The 14,657-nt window shown below is 55.8% G+C and carries 12 protein-coding genes; 8 read left to right on the forward strand and 4 right to left on the reverse strand.

Annotated elements, in window-relative coordinates:
* The 6 genes from dnaA to K6958_RS00030 all read left to right on the forward strand — a co-directional run bounded on the left by dnaA (position 1) and on the right by K6958_RS00030 (position 8,475).
* The gene (dnaA, locus tag K6958_RS00005) at positions 1 to 1,401 is read left to right on the forward strand and encodes a chromosomal replication initiator protein DnaA (protein ID WP_249892761.1); all 1,401 of its coding nucleotides are present in this window, start codon (positions 1 to 3) and stop codon (positions 1,399 to 1,401) included.
* 4 nt (positions 1,402 to 1,405) lie between these two features.
* Positions 1,406 to 2,506: a DNA polymerase III subunit beta gene (dnaN, locus tag K6958_RS00010; RefSeq protein ID WP_249892762.1), complete on the forward strand. Its 1,101-nt coding sequence runs from the start codon at positions 1,406 to 1,408 to the stop codon at positions 2,504 to 2,506.
* 234 nt (positions 2,507 to 2,740) lie between these two features.
* Positions 2,741 to 3,826, forward strand: a complete 1,086-nt coding sequence (recF, locus tag K6958_RS00015; RefSeq protein ID WP_249892763.1) for a DNA replication/repair protein RecF — start codon at positions 2,741 to 2,743, stop codon at positions 3,824 to 3,826.
* Positions 3,827 to 3,843: 17 nt separating this feature from the next.
* A complete protein-coding gene (gene gyrB / locus K6958_RS00020) occupies positions 3,844 to 6,252 on the forward strand; it encodes a DNA topoisomerase (ATP-hydrolyzing) subunit B (RefSeq protein ID WP_249892764.1) in 2,409 nt (802 codons plus the stop codon).
* A 144-nt stretch (positions 6,253 to 6,396) separates the two neighbouring features.
* Positions 6,397 to 7,206, forward strand: coding sequence for a sugar-phosphatase (gene yidA / locus K6958_RS00025; RefSeq protein ID WP_249892765.1), 810 nt, complete (start codon positions 6,397 to 6,399; stop codon positions 7,204 to 7,206).
* Between the two features lie 3 nt (positions 7,207 to 7,209).
* On the forward strand, positions 7,210 to 8,475 hold the full coding sequence (locus K6958_RS00030; RefSeq protein WP_249892766.1) for a YidR family protein: 1,266 nt from the start codon (positions 7,210 to 7,212) through the stop codon (positions 8,473 to 8,475).
* On the opposite strand, the gene K6958_RS00035 is transcribed toward K6958_RS00030, so the two are convergent.
* Entirely contained in the window at positions 8,456 to 8,824 is a 369-nt protein-coding gene (locus K6958_RS00035) for a YceK/YidQ family lipoprotein (protein ID WP_249892767.1), read from the reverse strand. The two genes, K6958_RS00030 and K6958_RS00035, sit on opposite strands and share 20 nt — an antisense overlap.
* Positions 8,825 to 9,125: 301 nt before the next feature.
* Here K6958_RS00035 and ibpA point away from each other — a divergent pair, with 301 nt between their 5' ends.
* Positions 9,126 to 9,542: a small heat shock chaperone IbpA gene (ibpA, locus tag K6958_RS00040; protein WP_249892768.1), complete on the forward strand. Its 417-nt coding sequence runs from the start codon at positions 9,126 to 9,128 to the stop codon at positions 9,540 to 9,542.
* A gap of 57 nt (positions 9,543 to 9,599) precedes the next feature.
* Here ibpA and K6958_RS00045 read toward each other — a convergent pair whose 3' ends face one another.
* Together K6958_RS00045 and K6958_RS00050 are read right to left on the reverse strand one after the other, a co-directional pair.
* The gene (locus K6958_RS00045; protein WP_249892769.1) at positions 9,600 to 10,514 is read right to left on the reverse strand and encodes an EamA family transporter; all 915 of its coding nucleotides are present in this window, start codon (positions 10,512 to 10,514) and stop codon (positions 9,600 to 9,602) included.
* A 257-nt stretch (positions 10,515 to 10,771) separates the two neighbouring features.
* Positions 10,772 to 12,025, reverse strand: a complete 1,254-nt coding sequence (locus K6958_RS00050) for a valine--pyruvate transaminase (RefSeq protein WP_249892770.1) — start codon at positions 12,023 to 12,025, stop codon at positions 10,772 to 10,774.
* Positions 12,026 to 12,343: 318 nt separating this feature from the next.
* Here K6958_RS00050 and K6958_RS00055 point away from each other — a divergent pair, with 318 nt between their 5' ends.
* The gene (locus tag K6958_RS00055; RefSeq protein ID WP_249892771.1) at positions 12,344 to 13,552 is read left to right on the forward strand and encodes an aldose 1-epimerase family protein; all 1,209 of its coding nucleotides are present in this window, start codon (positions 12,344 to 12,346) and stop codon (positions 13,550 to 13,552) included.
* Between the two features lie 51 nt (positions 13,553 to 13,603).
* Here the strand turns inward: K6958_RS00055 and ghrB are convergent, their stop codons facing one another.
* Positions 13,604 to 14,578 carry a glyoxylate/hydroxypyruvate reductase GhrB gene (gene ghrB / locus K6958_RS00060; RefSeq protein WP_249892772.1) on the reverse strand — a complete coding sequence of 325 codons (975 nt, stop codon included), beginning with the start codon at positions 14,576 to 14,578 and terminating at the stop codon, positions 13,604 to 13,606.
* Positions 14,579 to 14,657: the final 79 nt, after the last annotated feature.

Here is a 14,657-nt window from a genome sequence, read left to right on the forward strand (position 1 = left end):
GTGTCACTTTCGCTTTGGCAACAGTGTCTTGCCCGTTTGCAGGATGAGCTACCTGCCACTGAATTCAGCATGTGGATCCGTCCGCTACAGGCTGAACTGAACGACAATACGCTGGCCTTATATGCCCCGAATCGGTTCGTACTCGACTGGGTAAGAGATAAATATCTCCATAATATCAACGCCCTGCTGAATGACTTCTGCGGCACCGAAGCGCCGCAGCTGCGTTTTGAGGTGGGCAGCAAGCCGGTGGTGCAGACCATGCCGCAGGCCAGCATGACCAGCGCCAGCGTGGCGGCGCCGGTGATGGCGAGCATACCGCCAACGGCGCCGGCGGCACGCCCCAGCTGGGATAGCGTACCCGCCCCCGCCGAGCGCTCCTGGCGTTCAAACGTCAACGCCAAACATAACTTTGATAACTTCGTCGAAGGTAAATCGAACCAGCTGGCGCGCGCGGCGGCGCGTCAGGTTGCCGATAACCCCGGCGGCGCCTACAACCCGCTGTTTCTGTATGGCGGCACCGGCTTGGGTAAAACCCACCTGTTACATGCGGTAGGTAACGGCATCATTGCCCGTAAACCCAATGCTAAAGTGGTCTACATGCATTCAGAGCGTTTCGTACAGGACATGGTAAAAGCGCTGCAAAATAACGCGATAGAAGAGTTCAAACGCTATTACCGTTCGGTAGATGCGCTGCTTATCGATGATATTCAGTTCTTTGCCAACAAAGAGCGTTCGCAGGAAGAATTTTTCCATACCTTCAACGCGTTGCTGGAAGGCAATCAGCAAATTATTTTAACCTCAGACCGCTATCCTAAAGAGATCAACGGTGTGGAAGATCGCCTGAAATCACGCTTTGGCTGGGGCCTGACGGTCGCCATTGAGCCGCCGGAGCTGGAAACGCGCGTCGCGATCCTGATGAAAAAGGCGGATGAGAACGATATTCGCCTGCCGGGCGAAGTCGCCTTCTTTATTGCCAAGCGCCTGCGCTCTAACGTGCGTGAGCTGGAAGGAGCGCTGAACCGCGTTATCGCCAACGCCAACTTTACCGGCCGCGCTATTACCATCGATTTTGTGCGCGAAGCGCTGCGCGATCTGCTGGCGCTGCAGGAGAAGCTGGTCACCATCGATAATATTCAAAAAACGGTGGCGGAATATTACAAAATCAAGGTGGCTGATTTGCTCTCTAAACGTCGTTCGCGCTCGGTTGCGCGTCCGCGTCAGATGGCGATGGCAATGGCAAAAGAGCTGACGAACCACAGCCTGCCGGAAATCGGTGACGCTTTCGGGGGTCGCGACCATACTACCGTGCTGCATGCCTGCCGTAAAATCGAGCAGCTACGTGAAGAAAGTCACGACATTAAAGAAGATTTCTCCAATTTAATCAGAACATTATCTTCCTGACGCTATGAAATTTATTGTAGAACGTGAGCAATTACTTAAACCGCTACAGCAGGTGAGCGGTCCGTTAGGCGGTCGTCCGACGCTGCCCATCCTTGGCAACCTGCTGATGCAGGTAAATGATGGCAGCCTGTTATTGACCGGGACTGATTTAGAAATGGAAATGGTGGCGCGCGTTGCCTTAACGCAGCCGCATGAGCCTGGCGCAACCACCGTACCGGCGCGCAAGTTTTTAGATATTTGCCGCGGCCTGCCGGAAGGCGCGGAAATCAGCGTGGTGCTGGAAGGCGACAGAATGCTGGTGCGCTCAGGGCGTAGCCGTTTTTCGCTCTCCACGCTGCCCGCCAGCGATTTCCCTAATCTTGATGACTGGCAGAGCGAAGTTGAATTCACTTTGCCGCAGGCGACCCTGAAACGTCTGATTGAGGCAACGCAGTTCTCAATGGCGCATCAGGACGTGCGTTACTACCTTAACGGCATGCTGTTTGAAACCGAAGGGGAAGAGCTGCGTACCGTCGCCACCGACGGCCACCGCCTGGCGGTTTGCTCGATGCCGGTCGGCCAGTCGCTGCCGAACCATTCGGTGATCGTGCCACGTAAAGGGGTTTCCGAGCTGGTTCGCCTGCTGGACGGCGGTGATACGCCGCTGCAAATCCAGATTGGCAGCAGCAATATTCGTGCGCACGTCGGCGATTTTATCTTTACCTCCAAGCTGGTGGATGGCCGTTTCCCGGACTATCGTCGCGTGCTGCCGAAAAATCCGGACAAAACGCTGGAGGCGGGCTGCGATCTGCTGAAACAGGCGTTTGCGCGCGCCGCGATCTTATCTAATGAAAAATTCCGCGGCGTACGCCTTTATATCAGCCAGAACCAGCTGAAAATCACGGCGAACAACCCGGAGCAGGAAGAAGCGGAAGAGATCCTGGACGTCACCTACGGCGGCAGCGATCTGGAAATCGGCTTTAACGTTAGCTATGTGCTGGACGTGCTGAACGCGCTGAAATGCGAAAATGTGCGTCTGCTGCTGACGGACTCCGTCTCCAGCGTGCAGATTGAGGATGAGGCCAGCCAGAGCGCCGCTTACGTTGTTATGCCGATGCGTCTCTAGTTAACCCGGCGCGCTGGAGCCGATGCTCCAGCGGCCCGGCGGCGCAAAGGTAGGCTGAAGCGATACGCCCCGAGGGCGTTCTTTGCCGCTGCCAAAGCGGGTTCAGCCCTTGTAAAATGCCGGTTCATCCCCATATTGTGATGACAAGCAAGCCCTGGCTAATTGTCCGTGCGCTAAGCAACGACAGCCTTGAGATAAGGCGCCTGCTGTCACTCCATCTCTTTGGATTATTTCATGGCTTTAACCCGCCTGCTGATTAAAGACTTCCGTAATATTGAGCAAGCTGACCTGGCGCTGGCGCCGGGCTTCAATTTTCTGATTGGCGCTAACGGCAGCGGTAAAACCAGCGTGCTGGAGGCCATCTACACGCTGGGCCACGGGCGCGCATTTCGCAGCCTGCAGGCGGGGCGCGTTATCCGTCACGAACAGGATGCGTTTACGCTGCACGGGCGAATTGACGGCGCCGAGCGGGAAACGGCGGTGGGCCTGACGAAAAACCGCGCCGGCGACAGCAAGGTGCGGATTGACGGCAGCGACGGCCATAAGGTCGCCGAGCTGGCGCAGCTGCTGCCGATGCAGCTGATTACGCCGGAGGGCTTTACGCTGCTGAACGGCGGGCCGAAATATCGCCGCGCCTACGTTGACTGGGGCTGCTTTCACAATACGCCCGGCTTCTTTCTGGCGTGGAGTAATCTGAAGCGTCTGCTTAAGCAGCGCAACGCCGCTCTGCGCCAGGTATCGCGTTATCAGCAAATCGAACCCTGGGATCGCGAGCTGGCGCCGCTGGCGGAGCAGATTAGCCGCTGGCGTGCGGAGTACAGCGCGGCGATAGCGGCGGATATTACCGCCACCTGCAGCCAGTTTTTACCGGAGTTCGCGCTGGATTTCTCTTTTCAGCGCGGCTGGGATAAAGAGAGTGACTACGCCGAACTGCTGGAGCGGCAGTTTGAGCGCGACCGGGCGCTGACCTATACCGCCAGCGGTCCCCATAAGGCCGATTTTCGTATTCGCGCCGAAGGGACGCCGGTTGAAGATTTACTGTCTCGCGGACAGCTGAAATTACTGATGTGTGCGCTGCGTCTGGCCCAGGGTGAGTTCCTTACCCGGCAAAACGGACGCCGCTGCCTCTACCTGATCGATGATTTTGCCTCCGAGCTGGATGAGAGCCGTCGCCGCCTGCTGGCGGAGCGGCTTAAAGCCACGCATGCCCAGGTTTTTGTCAGCGCTATCGGTGCCGATCATGTCATCGATATGACTGACGAAAAGGGCAAGATGTTCCGCGTAGAACAGGGTAAAATAGCGGTTCAACCTGAAGATTAAATGAGCGAGAAACGTTGATGTCGAATTCTTATGACTCCTCAAGTATCAAAGTCCTGAAGGGGCTTGATGCGGTACGCAAACGCCCGGGAATGTATATCGGCGATACGGATGACGGCACCGGTCTGCATCACATGGTATTCGAGGTCGTGGATAACGCCATCGACGAAGCGCTCGCCGGCCACTGTAAAGAGATCGTTGTTACCATTCATGCGGATAACTCCGTATCGGTGCAGGATGATGGCCGTGGCATTCCTACCGGGATCCACCCGGAAGAAGGCGTTTCGGCGGCGGAAGTGATCATGACCGTACTGCACGCGGGCGGTAAGTTCGATGACAACTCCTATAAAGTGTCCGGCGGTCTGCACGGCGTGGGCGTGTCGGTAGTGAACGCGCTGTCTGAAAAGCTCGAGCTGACCATCCGTCGTGAAGGCAAAGTGCATCAGCAGACCTATGTGCACGGCGTGCCGCAGGCGCCGCTGGCGATCACCGGCGAAACCGATCTGACCGGTACGCGTGTGCGCTTCTGGCCAAGCCATCAAACCTTTACTAACGTGGTTGATTTCGAATATGAAATCCTGGCCAAGCGTCTGCGCGAGCTGTCGTTCCTGAACTCCGGCGTCTCTATCCGCCTGGAAGATAAGCGCACCGATAAAAGCGATCATTATCATTACGAAGGCGGCATCAAAGCGTTCGTTGAATACCTGAACAAAAACAAAACCCCGATCCATCCGAACGTGTTCTACTTCTCTACCGAAAAGGATGGCATCGGCGTGGAAGTGGCGCTGCAGTGGAACGATGGTTTCCAGGAAAACATCTACTGCTTCACCAACAACATTCCGCAGCGCGACGGCGGCACGCACCTGGCGGGCTTCCGTGCGGCGATGACGCGTACGCTGAACGCCTATATGGATAAAGAAGGCTACAGCAAAAAAGCGAAAGTCAGCGCTACCGGCGACGATGCGCGTGAAGGCCTGATTGCGGTGGTTTCCGTGAAAGTGCCGGACCCGAAATTCTCCTCGCAGACCAAAGACAAACTGGTCTCTTCCGAGGTGAAATCGGCGGTTGAATCGCAGATGAATGAACTGCTGGCAGAATACCTGCTGGAAAACCCGTCCGATGCGAAAATCGTCGTGGGCAAAATTATCGATGCGGCCCGTGCGCGTGAAGCGGCACGCCGCGCGCGTGAAATGACCCGTCGTAAAGGCGCGCTGGATCTGGCCGGTCTGCCGGGCAAGCTGGCTGACTGTCAGGAGCGCGATCCGGCGCACTCTGAAATCTACCTGGTGGAGGGTGACTCCGCAGGCGGCTCCGCCAAGCAGGGACGTAACCGTAAGAACCAGGCGATTCTGCCGCTGAAGGGTAAAATCCTTAACGTAGAGAAAGCGCGCTTCGATAAGATGCTCGCTTCGCAGGAAGTGGCGACGCTGATCACCGCGCTGGGCTGCGGCATTGGCCGTGACGAATACAACCCGGATAAGCTGCGTTATCACAGCATCATTATCATGACCGATGCGGACGTCGACGGCTCACACATTCGTACGCTGCTGTTGACCTTCTTCTATCGTCAGATGCCGGAAATCATCGAACGCGGCCACGTTTATATTGCGCAGCCGCCGCTGTACAAGGTGAAGAAAGGCAAGCAGGAACAGTACATCAAAGATGATGAGGCGATGGATCAGTATCAGATCGCCATTGCGCTGGACGGCGCAACGCTGCATACCAACGCCAGCGCGCCTGCGCTGGGCGGCGAGCCGCTGGAAAGCCTGGTTACCGAGTACAACAGCACGCAGCGCATGATCAAGCGTATGGAGCGTCGTTTCCCGATGGCCCTGCTGAAAACGCTGGTTTACCATCCGACGCTGGAAAGCCTGGATGATCAACAGACGGTGACTCACTGGATCGATACGCTGGTTACCCTGCTGAACGAAAAAGAGGCGCACGGCAGCACTTACGTTGCCAGCGTGCGTGAAAACCGCGAGCTGAATATTTTTGAGCCGGTACTGCGCGTACGTACGCATGGCGTGGATACCGACTATCCGCTGGATAGCGAATTTATTCAGGGGCCGGAGTATCGCAAAATCTGTACGCTGGGCGCTAAGCTGCGCGGTCTGCTGGAGGAAGATGCTTATATCGAACGCGGCGAACGCCGCCAGCCGGTAGAAAGCTTCGAGCAGGCGCTGGAGTGGCTGGTAAAAGAGTCGCGTCGCGGCCTGTCGGTACAGCGTTATAAAGGTCTGGGCGAGATGAACCCAGAGCAGCTGTGGGAAACCACCATGGATCCGGATAGCCGTCGTATGCTGCGCGTAACCATTAAAGATGCGATTGCCGCCGATCAGCTGTTTACTACACTGATGGGCGATGCGGTAGAACCGCGCCGCGCCTTTATCGAAGAGAACGCCCTGAAAGCGGCCAACATTGATATTTAACCGCCTCTGTGTTTTTCAGTAGCCTGACGCCAGTCCCTGTGACTGGCGTTTTTTTATCTGGCGCGCCGCAAGTTTGCGTCATACTGGTCATTGTGAGCTGGATCGCGCTAGCATTAACCCAAACCGAACACTAACGAGGACGTTATGGCGATAAAACTGATTGCAATTGATATGGACGGCACGCTGCTTAATCCCCAACACCAGATTTCACCGCGCGTTAAGCGGGCTATCGGCCAGGCTCGTGACAAAGGCGTGCATATCGTGCTGACCACCGGACGTCCTTATATCGGTGTGGAACGCTATCTGATGGAGCTGGATCTGCAACAGGAAGGCCAGTACTGCATTACCAACAACGGCGCGCTGGTGCAGCGGGCGGTAAACGGCGACTGCGTGGCGGAAACCGCGCTCTCGTTCGATGACTATCTGAAGTTTGAACAACTGGCGCGTGAGCTGGACGTGCATTTCCAGGCGCTGGATAAATCGTCGCTCTATACGCCGAACAAAGACATCAGCGAATATACCATCCATGAAGCTTATTTGACCGGGATCCCGGTGCGCTATCGCGCGGTGGAAGAGATGGACCCGGCGCTCACCTTCCCGAAACTGATGATGATTGATCATCCGGAACGGTTGGATGCGGCTATTGCCCGTCTGCCGGCGGAGACGCAGCAGAATTACACCATTATGAAAAGTGCGCCGTACTATCTCGAAATTCTCCATCCGCAGGTGAACAAAGGCACCGGCGTGCATGCGCTGGCGCAGCAGCTCCAGTTGGCGCAGGATGAAATCATGGCTATCGGCGATCAGGAAAACGATTTGGCGATGATTGAATATGCCGGCACCGGCGTGGCGATGGGCAATGCGATTGAGTCGGTGATCGCCATCAGCCAGTTCGTCACGAAAACCAATGCGGAAGATGGCGTGGCGCACGCTATCGAAAAATTTGTGCTGTAAGCTATGGAAAAACAGATCACTTTTGCCTCGCGCAATCATCAGCTTACTAACATTAACGTCTGGACCGGCGATAGCCAGTGGCTGGCGTATGATGTGCGCCCTTCGGGCGCCTCTTTTACCGGCCTGACCATTGAGCGCGTCAATGTCGTCAGCGGGGCGACGGAAATCCTCTATCAGGCCCGCGACGGCGCGCACGTTGGCGTGGTGACCGTCAGCCCGCATATGCCGCCACGCTATGTTTGTATTCATGGGCCGGAGCATCCGGATGTCGGCTGGCGTTATGATTTTCATCATCGCCGTGGCGTAATTATTCAGAACGGCAAGGCGGAAAATCTGGACGCCTGCGATATCACGCCGCCCTTTACGCCCGGTGCGCTGCGCGGCGGCTCGCATGTTCATGTCTTCAGTCCGGACGGCAGCCGCATCAGCTTTACCTATAACGATCACGTGATGCATGAGTGGGACAGCAAAGAGGATTTGCGTAACGTCGGCGTGGCCGTACCGCTGCATGCGGTTTGTCCCGTTAAACAGCACCCGCGTGAGTATGATGGCAGCCATTTTTGCGTGCTGGTCAGCCAAACTACCGCCACGCCCCAGCCCGGCAGCGATGAGATCAATCGTGCCTATGAAGAGGGCTGGATTGGTCAGCAGGGCTATCTGCGTGCCGACGGCAGCCGTCAACGCTGGGCGCTCGCCTTTATTGGCGATACGCGAGCAATAGATGGCGGCACGGTGCCGGAGGTGTTTATTGTCGATCTGCCGGAAAGCCTGAAAGATTACGCGCAGGCGGGCGATGCGCCGCTGGAAGGCACGGAAACCCGCCTGCCGGCGCCGCCGCGCGGAGTGAAGCAGCGCCGCATAACCTTCACCCATCAGCGCCGTTATCCCGGGCTGACGACCATGCCGCGTCACTGGCTGCGCAGCGCGCCGGATGGCAGTGAAATCGCCTGTTTAATGCGTGACGATGAGGGCATTGTGCAGCTGTGGGGCATTCCAACCTGCGGCGGCGAACCGCGCCAGATCACGCACAGCAAGCATGACATCCAGTCCGCGTTTAGCTGGCATCCTGATGGTGAACGGCTGGCTTTTATCTGCGATAACAGCGTGATGATATGCGAGCGGCAAAGCGGGAAACTTCAGCGCCTTACGCCGCGTAGTGAAACGCCGCCGTCAGGCGATGCGGTAGTGTTTTCGCCCGATGGCCGCCAGATAGCCTTTATGCGCGACCTGGACGGCTATCGGCAAATCTTTACAGTTGCGGTGAGTTAATCGCCAGCGGCGCGGCTTCCGCCAGATGTTCCTGCGTATGCGCCAGCTTTTCTGCTTCTATCACGCGTGCGCGCGGCGAATCGATCGATTGGCTGTCGCCTGCGCGTGCATAGTCCCATGGCAGCAGCAGCGTATCCAGCACGGCGGAAAAAGGCAGATCGACCAGCGCCAGCGGTTTTAGCGCCCAGCTGCTTTGATCGTCGGTTAACATTTCCGCGCTGGCGCGGGTGCCGGGGTAATAGCCCTGACTGGCGCCGGTGTGTGACATCATGCTGGAGCAGCCGGAGGTACCGACCAATGCGCTACAGGCCAGAAGCCCTGCCAAACGGTATTTCATTATCGCTTTCATCTACTTATCCCTTCAACCATCAGCCTGGCTGAGATGTATTATCCGCGGCGGGGAAAATCCCGGTCACTCTGTGGTGACTCGCGCCTGATGTATGACGACATTTTCCCCTGAGTGTATGACATTCTCTGGTGTTTGCTTAAAAAAATCGCAAATTCCCCCTTGAAAGCGCTGTTGCTATCCCCATTTTCTTATCACGGTCAGCGCGGCATCCGCCGAATGGGTTTGCCAGCGTGGCCGGATAGCCTGTCCATTGTGGAAGGCTACGATTAATCAACTCGCTGAAAATCAGGAGCTTTGCATTATGCGTAACTTTGACCTTTCTCCGCTCTATCGTTCATCTATCGGTTTCGATCGTCTGTTCAACCTGCTGGAATCTAATCAGAACCAAAGCAACGGCGGTTATCCTCCGTACAACGTTGAGCTGGTGGCGGAAAACCACTACCGCATTACCATTGCCGTAGCGGGCTTTGCGCAGAACGAACTGGATATTACCGCGCATGACAATATGTTAATCGTGCGTGGCGCACATCCTGAAGAACAGAACGAGCGCAAATATCTTTATCAGGGGATTGCCGAACGTAATTTCGAACGTAAATTCCAGCTGGCCGACCACATCGTGGTACGCGACGCCCGCCTGGAAAACGGTCTGCTGTACATTGATCTGGAACGTATCGTGCCGGAAGAGATGAAACCACGCCGTATCGAAATCCTGAGCTAATAAGCAAACCTGACGCCGCGGAAACGCGGCGTTATTGTTTCTGCGAGTTGATAAACCTTAGTCCCGCTGTGCATGCGCCGGACGCAGCGGCGTTAAACGCCCGCCAAAGACATTAACCACCAGACCGATCACAATAATCAACGCGCCGACCACCTGCCGCATTGAAAGCGTTTCCCCCAGCAGCAGCGCCGCGCTAACAATACCTACTACCGGCACCAGCAGCGAGAGCGGCGCTACGCGCCAGGTTTCGTAGCGGCTTAGCAGCGTGCCCCAGATGCCGTAGCCGACAATGGTGGCGATAAACGCCAGATAAATCAGCGCCAGCACCGTTTGCAGTTGAATATGCACCAGACTATGCACCATCGCCGCCTCGCCTTCGAACAGCCATGAACAAAGCAGAAACGGGCCCACGGGGATCAGCGCGCTCCAGACTACCAGCGACATAATCGGCACGCCGCCGTTGTGCATAATGACCTTGTTAGTGATATTGCCCATGCCCCAGCAGAGTGCGGCGGCCAACGTCAGCAGCATAGTAGTTATTGTGATGCCGCTGGCGGCCTGCACGCCATGAGCGGTAGTGGCTAATAAAAACATGCCGCCTGAGGCGATAACGATACCGGCGATATGGTGCCAGCGCAGCTTCTCCGACAGCAGCAGCGCGCCAAGCAGCAGAGTAAAAAAGGCCTGCGCCTGTAGCACCAGCGAGGCCAGTCCGGCAGGCATACCCAGTTTAATCGCCAAAAACAGAAAGGCGAACTGCCCAAAACTGATGGTAAGTCCGTAAAGCGCCAGCCAGCGCAGCGGTACCTTTGGAGGACGCACAAAAAAAATCGTCGGCAGCGCCACCAGCGCAAAGCGCAGGGCAGCCAACAGAAAAGGCGGCATATCGTGCAGCCCGACTTTAATTACCACAAAGTTAACGCCCCAGGCGACGACCACACACAGCGCCAGCAACAGATCTTTTACGGACATATCCTCTCCCGCTATCCATAGTTAAGAAATTGTTAACCAAATTACGCGCAAAGCCGTCGGTTTGCTATACAGAGTTTGCAGCCATAAGGGAGAGGTCTGACGGATTAATTGGCCCCAGCTGGAATGGCAGCGGCGGTGGGCGAGGTGTATGCCGAATTTAGGGTGGCATCAGTTTTGCGATTAATAAGGATAAGGGGCGGAAAGCGCCCCTTACCTCTGCCAGCGCTGGGTGACAGTACCAGGTTTTGCCGTTCCGGCTATGCCCGTTCATCCCATGCGCGCTCAATTTCTTCCGCCAGAATGATTATGGCCCGCTCAATCTTCTCGCCCTCCGGCACATAGTTCATGCGCATACATTGATGCATATGCGGCCAGTCATGCGCCAGCCCAGGGAAAAAGAAGTGGCCCGGCACCATCAGGACACCGCGCTGCTTCAGACGCTGATAGAGCAGCTCGGTGGTAATGGGCAGATCTTTAAACCACAGCCAGAGGAAGATAGCGCCTTCCGGCTTATGAATCAGGCAGCGATCTTGCGGCAGATAGCGGCGAATAATGCTGATGGTTTCCTGCACGCGCTGCTGGTAAAAGGGTTTAATCACCGTTTCCGACAGCCGCAGCAGATCGCCGCGCTGAATCATTTCCGTAGCGATAGCCGGACCAACGCTACCCGGCGCCAGGCTGATAATGCCGTTCATATTGCCGATCGCGTCAATCACCTTTTCATCCGCTACGATAATCCCGCAGCGCGCGCCCGGCAGGCCGAGCTTCGACAGGCTCATGCAAAGAATAATGTTGGGATTCCACAGCGGACGCGCCTCGCTGAAGATAATGCCGGGAAAAGGCAGACCGTAGGCGTTATCAATCAACAAAGGAATATCATGCTGCTGCGCCAGCATATCCAGGTGCAGCAGTTCCTCATCGGTAATCACATTGCCGGTCGGGTTGGTCGGGCGCGACACACAAATCAGGCCGATCTCATCGGTAATCGACAGATGATCGAAATCGACATGATATTTAAACTGGCCTTCCGGCAGCAGCTCAATATTAGGCCGGGCGGCAATGAACAGATCTTCATCCAGTCCGGCATCGGCATAGCCCAGATATTCCGGCGTCAGCGGAAACAGCACGCGCTTTTTGCTGCTGTCGGCACGGCGTCCGGCGTACAGATTAAACAGATAAAAAAAAGCGCTCTGGCTGCCGTTGGTCAGGGCGATGTTTTTCGGCGAGATTTGCCAGCCCAGCTCTTCGCGCAGCAGCGTTGCCAGCGCATCCAGCAGCAGCGCTTTGCCGCGCGGGCCATCATAATTACACAGCGCCTCGGTTAGCTTCCCTTCCTGATGCATCTGCAACAGCAGCTGATGAAAATAGTCATCCATTGCCGGGATTTGCGCCGGATTGCCGCCACCAAGCATCACTGCGCCGGGCGTGCGCAAACCTTCATCCATATCTTCCATTAAACGAGCAATGCCGGTATGGCGGGTAAATTTGTCACCGAAGAGAGAAAAGCTCATAGCTGTAAATCAATTATGATGGGCAAGTGTAGGTCTACCTTACCGTCAGCCGGATGCTGATGCAAACAGCTTGCCCGATCGGGATAGCGCTGAAACAAACGTTACCTGACGCTGAAACGTATCAAGCTAATACCGGTTTAGATCACGTTTGTACTGTCACTAGCTGCAACAAATCCTCTAAAAATGCGTTAACAATCTCATTTCACCACGGAAACAGCCGGTAAAACCGTGCAGGTGACTGCCATCACTGTTTTTCATATCCGTCGTTTGTAACCTGCTGGCTGTTTGGCTAAATCAATTCAGCTAAGGAATAAAAAAATGAAAAAGACTCTGGTGGCGATGACGGTAGCAACACTGTTTTCCACGCCTGTGATGGCGCAATCCTGGCTGCTGACGGATGCTGAAAGCGGCATGGATAAAGGCAACTGGACGATCAGCAGTCAACAGCTGAAGCTGCAGGGTCAGCCTTTCAGCATTGAACAAAAAGTATTGCATGGCGGCAAGCAGGAAGGATCAAAGGTGATTACTCTGCGCAGCGAAAATGGGCTAACCATCGCCCTTAGCCCAAGCCGTGGAATGGATTTGCTGCACGTAAACGGGCACGGCGTGCGCATGGGCTGGGATTCACCGGTCGATGAGGTGGTCAATCCGGCCTATATCAACCTGGAAAGTCGTAACGGCCTCGGCTGGCTTGATGGCTTCAATGAAATGATGGTGCGCTGCGGTTTTGAATGGACCGGCCATCCGGTGAGCAAGGATGGCGTACTTTATACGCTGCACGGCAAAGCGGGGAATACGCCAGCGTCACGGGTTGAGATTGTTGTTGATGACCAGGCGCCGCATGAAATCCGTATTCGCGGACTGCTGAAAGAGCATACCTTTAAAAAGGCGAATTTCAGTACCTGGACCGAGCTGCGCTATATTCCCGGCAGCGACAGCTTCACCATTCATGATGAACTAACCAATCACAGCGACTATCCGCAAGATTACCAAATCATTTACCACAGCAACTTTGGTACGCCGATCCTGGAAAAAGAGGCACGTTTTATCGCGCCGGTGAAAAGCGTTTCTCCTTTCAATGATTATGCGAAACAGGGGCTGAAAAGCTGGAATACCTACGACGCGCCGACCAAAGGCTTTGATGAGATGGTGTTTAACCTGACACCGCTGGCGGATGCGCAGGGCAAAACGGTGGCGGCGGTGATTAACAGCAAAGGCGACAAGGGCGCGGCCATTGAGTTTGATACCCATCAGCTGCCGCTGCTTACGCTGTGGAAAAATACCGATACGTTGAAGCAGGGCTACGTGACCGGTATTGAGCCTGGCACCAACTACGCTTATCCGGTCACCATAGAGAAAGAGCAGGGACGAGTGAAGCAGCTTCAGCCGGGACAAAGCCAGGCGTTTACCCTGACCTATACATTGCTGAAAGATGCGCAGGCGGTGCAGAAAGTGGAACAGCGGGTAAAAACCTTACAGGGCGATAACGCGCCGCAGCTGGAAGAGAAACCGCTGGCGGTGGAATAAATGCGAGATTAGCGATCGCCCTGCGGCGATCGCTTTCACTGACGTAAGGGCTTAGCGCAGCACCTGCGGATTAACGCAGTTTTTTTCTACCTTGCCCGCCAGCGCGGCGATCAGGTTTTCTACCGCATCACGCGCCATGCCGTAGCGGGTTTCATGCGTTGCCGAACCAATATGCGGTAATGCGACGACGTTAGGCAGCTTCAGCAATGCTGAGTCGGCCGGCAACGGCTCTTGTTCAAATACGTCCAGCCCGGCGGCATGAATGGTTTTATCTTTCAGCGCCGCGATCAGCGCCTGCTCATCCACGACCGGCCCACGCCCGGCGTTGATTAAAATGGCGCTCGGCTTCATTTTCGCCAGCTGTTCGCGTCCGATCATATGATGCGTTTGCTCGGTCAGCGGCAGGCTGATGCAAAGAAAGTCAGACTCCTGCAGCAGCGTATCAAGGTCGCAGTACTGCGCATTAAAGCGCGCTTCCGCTTCTTCATGATGTTTGCGGGCGTTATACAGAATCGGCATGCCAAAGCCGTGATGCGCACGCTGCGCCAGCGCCAGACCGATACGGCCCATACCCAGAATACCCATTTTTTTATGGTGTACATCAATACCAAACCAGTCTGGCCCAATGCTGCGCTGCCACTCGCCAGCCTTAACGCGCTCGGCGACTTCTACCACGCGGCGGGCGCTGCTCAGTACCAGTGCCATCATAGTATCGGCAACGGTTTCGGTCAGCACGGTGGGCGTATGCATCAGCACAATGCCGCGCTGGTTCATCGCGTCAACATCGAAATTGTCATAGCCCACAGAAATGGTCGAGGCGGCACGCAGCTTAGGCATTTTCTCCAGCACGGCTTCATCGACTTTGCAGCTGGACCCGATAATGCCCTCCGCGCGGGCAAATAGCTCCGCATGTTCTTCCAGACTTTCCGGCGTCAGGCTTTTGATCGCCGTTACGGTAAAATGCTCATCAAGACGGGCACGTAACTCATCCGGCAACGATTTATACAACACCACTTCAGGCTTCATAACAGGCTCCATCCGCCTGGCAGGCGGTAAAACAAAAGGAATGACGGTTTGAGGCCGGGCGAGCCCGGCCTTTACGCAC

It is taken from the genome of Mixta hanseatica (assembly GCF_023517775.1).
Classification (GTDB): Bacteria; Pseudomonadota; Gammaproteobacteria; order Enterobacterales; family Enterobacteriaceae; genus Mixta; species Mixta hanseatica.

Excerpts from the sequence above, each read along its gene's own strand:
- dnaN (WP_249892762.1), top strand. The coding sequence starts at position 1,406 with ATGAAATTTATTGTAGAACGTGAGCAATTACTTAAACCGCTACAGCAG.
- recF (WP_249892763.1), top strand. The coding sequence starts at position 2,741 with ATGGCTTTAACCCGCCTGCTGATTAAAGACTTCCGTAATATTGAGCAA.
- gyrB (WP_249892764.1), top strand. The coding sequence starts at position 3,844 with ATGTCGAATTCTTATGACTCCTCAAGTATCAAAGTCCTGAAGGGGCTT.
- yidA (WP_249892765.1), top strand. The coding sequence starts at position 6,397 with ATGGCGATAAAACTGATTGCAATTGATATGGACGGCACGCTGCTTAAT.
- K6958_RS00030 (WP_249892766.1), top strand. The coding sequence starts at position 7,210 with ATGGAAAAACAGATCACTTTTGCCTCGCGCAATCATCAGCTTACTAAC.
- K6958_RS00035 (WP_249892767.1), bottom strand. The coding sequence starts at position 8,824 with ATGAAAGCGATAATGAAATACCGTTTGGCAGGGCTTCTGGCCTGTAGC.
- ibpA (WP_249892768.1), top strand. The coding sequence starts at position 9,126 with ATGCGTAACTTTGACCTTTCTCCGCTCTATCGTTCATCTATCGGTTTC.
- K6958_RS00045 (WP_249892769.1), bottom strand. The coding sequence starts at position 10,514 with ATGTCCGTAAAAGATCTGTTGCTGGCGCTGTGTGTGGTCGTCGCCTGG.
- K6958_RS00050 (WP_249892770.1), bottom strand. The coding sequence starts at position 12,025 with ATGAGCTTTTCTCTCTTCGGTGACAAATTTACCCGCCATACCGGCATT.
- K6958_RS00055 (WP_249892771.1), top strand. The coding sequence starts at position 12,344 with ATGAAAAAGACTCTGGTGGCGATGACGGTAGCAACACTGTTTTCCACG.
- ghrB (WP_249892772.1), bottom strand. The coding sequence starts at position 14,578 with ATGAAGCCTGAAGTGGTGTTGTATAAATCGTTGCCGGATGAGTTACGT.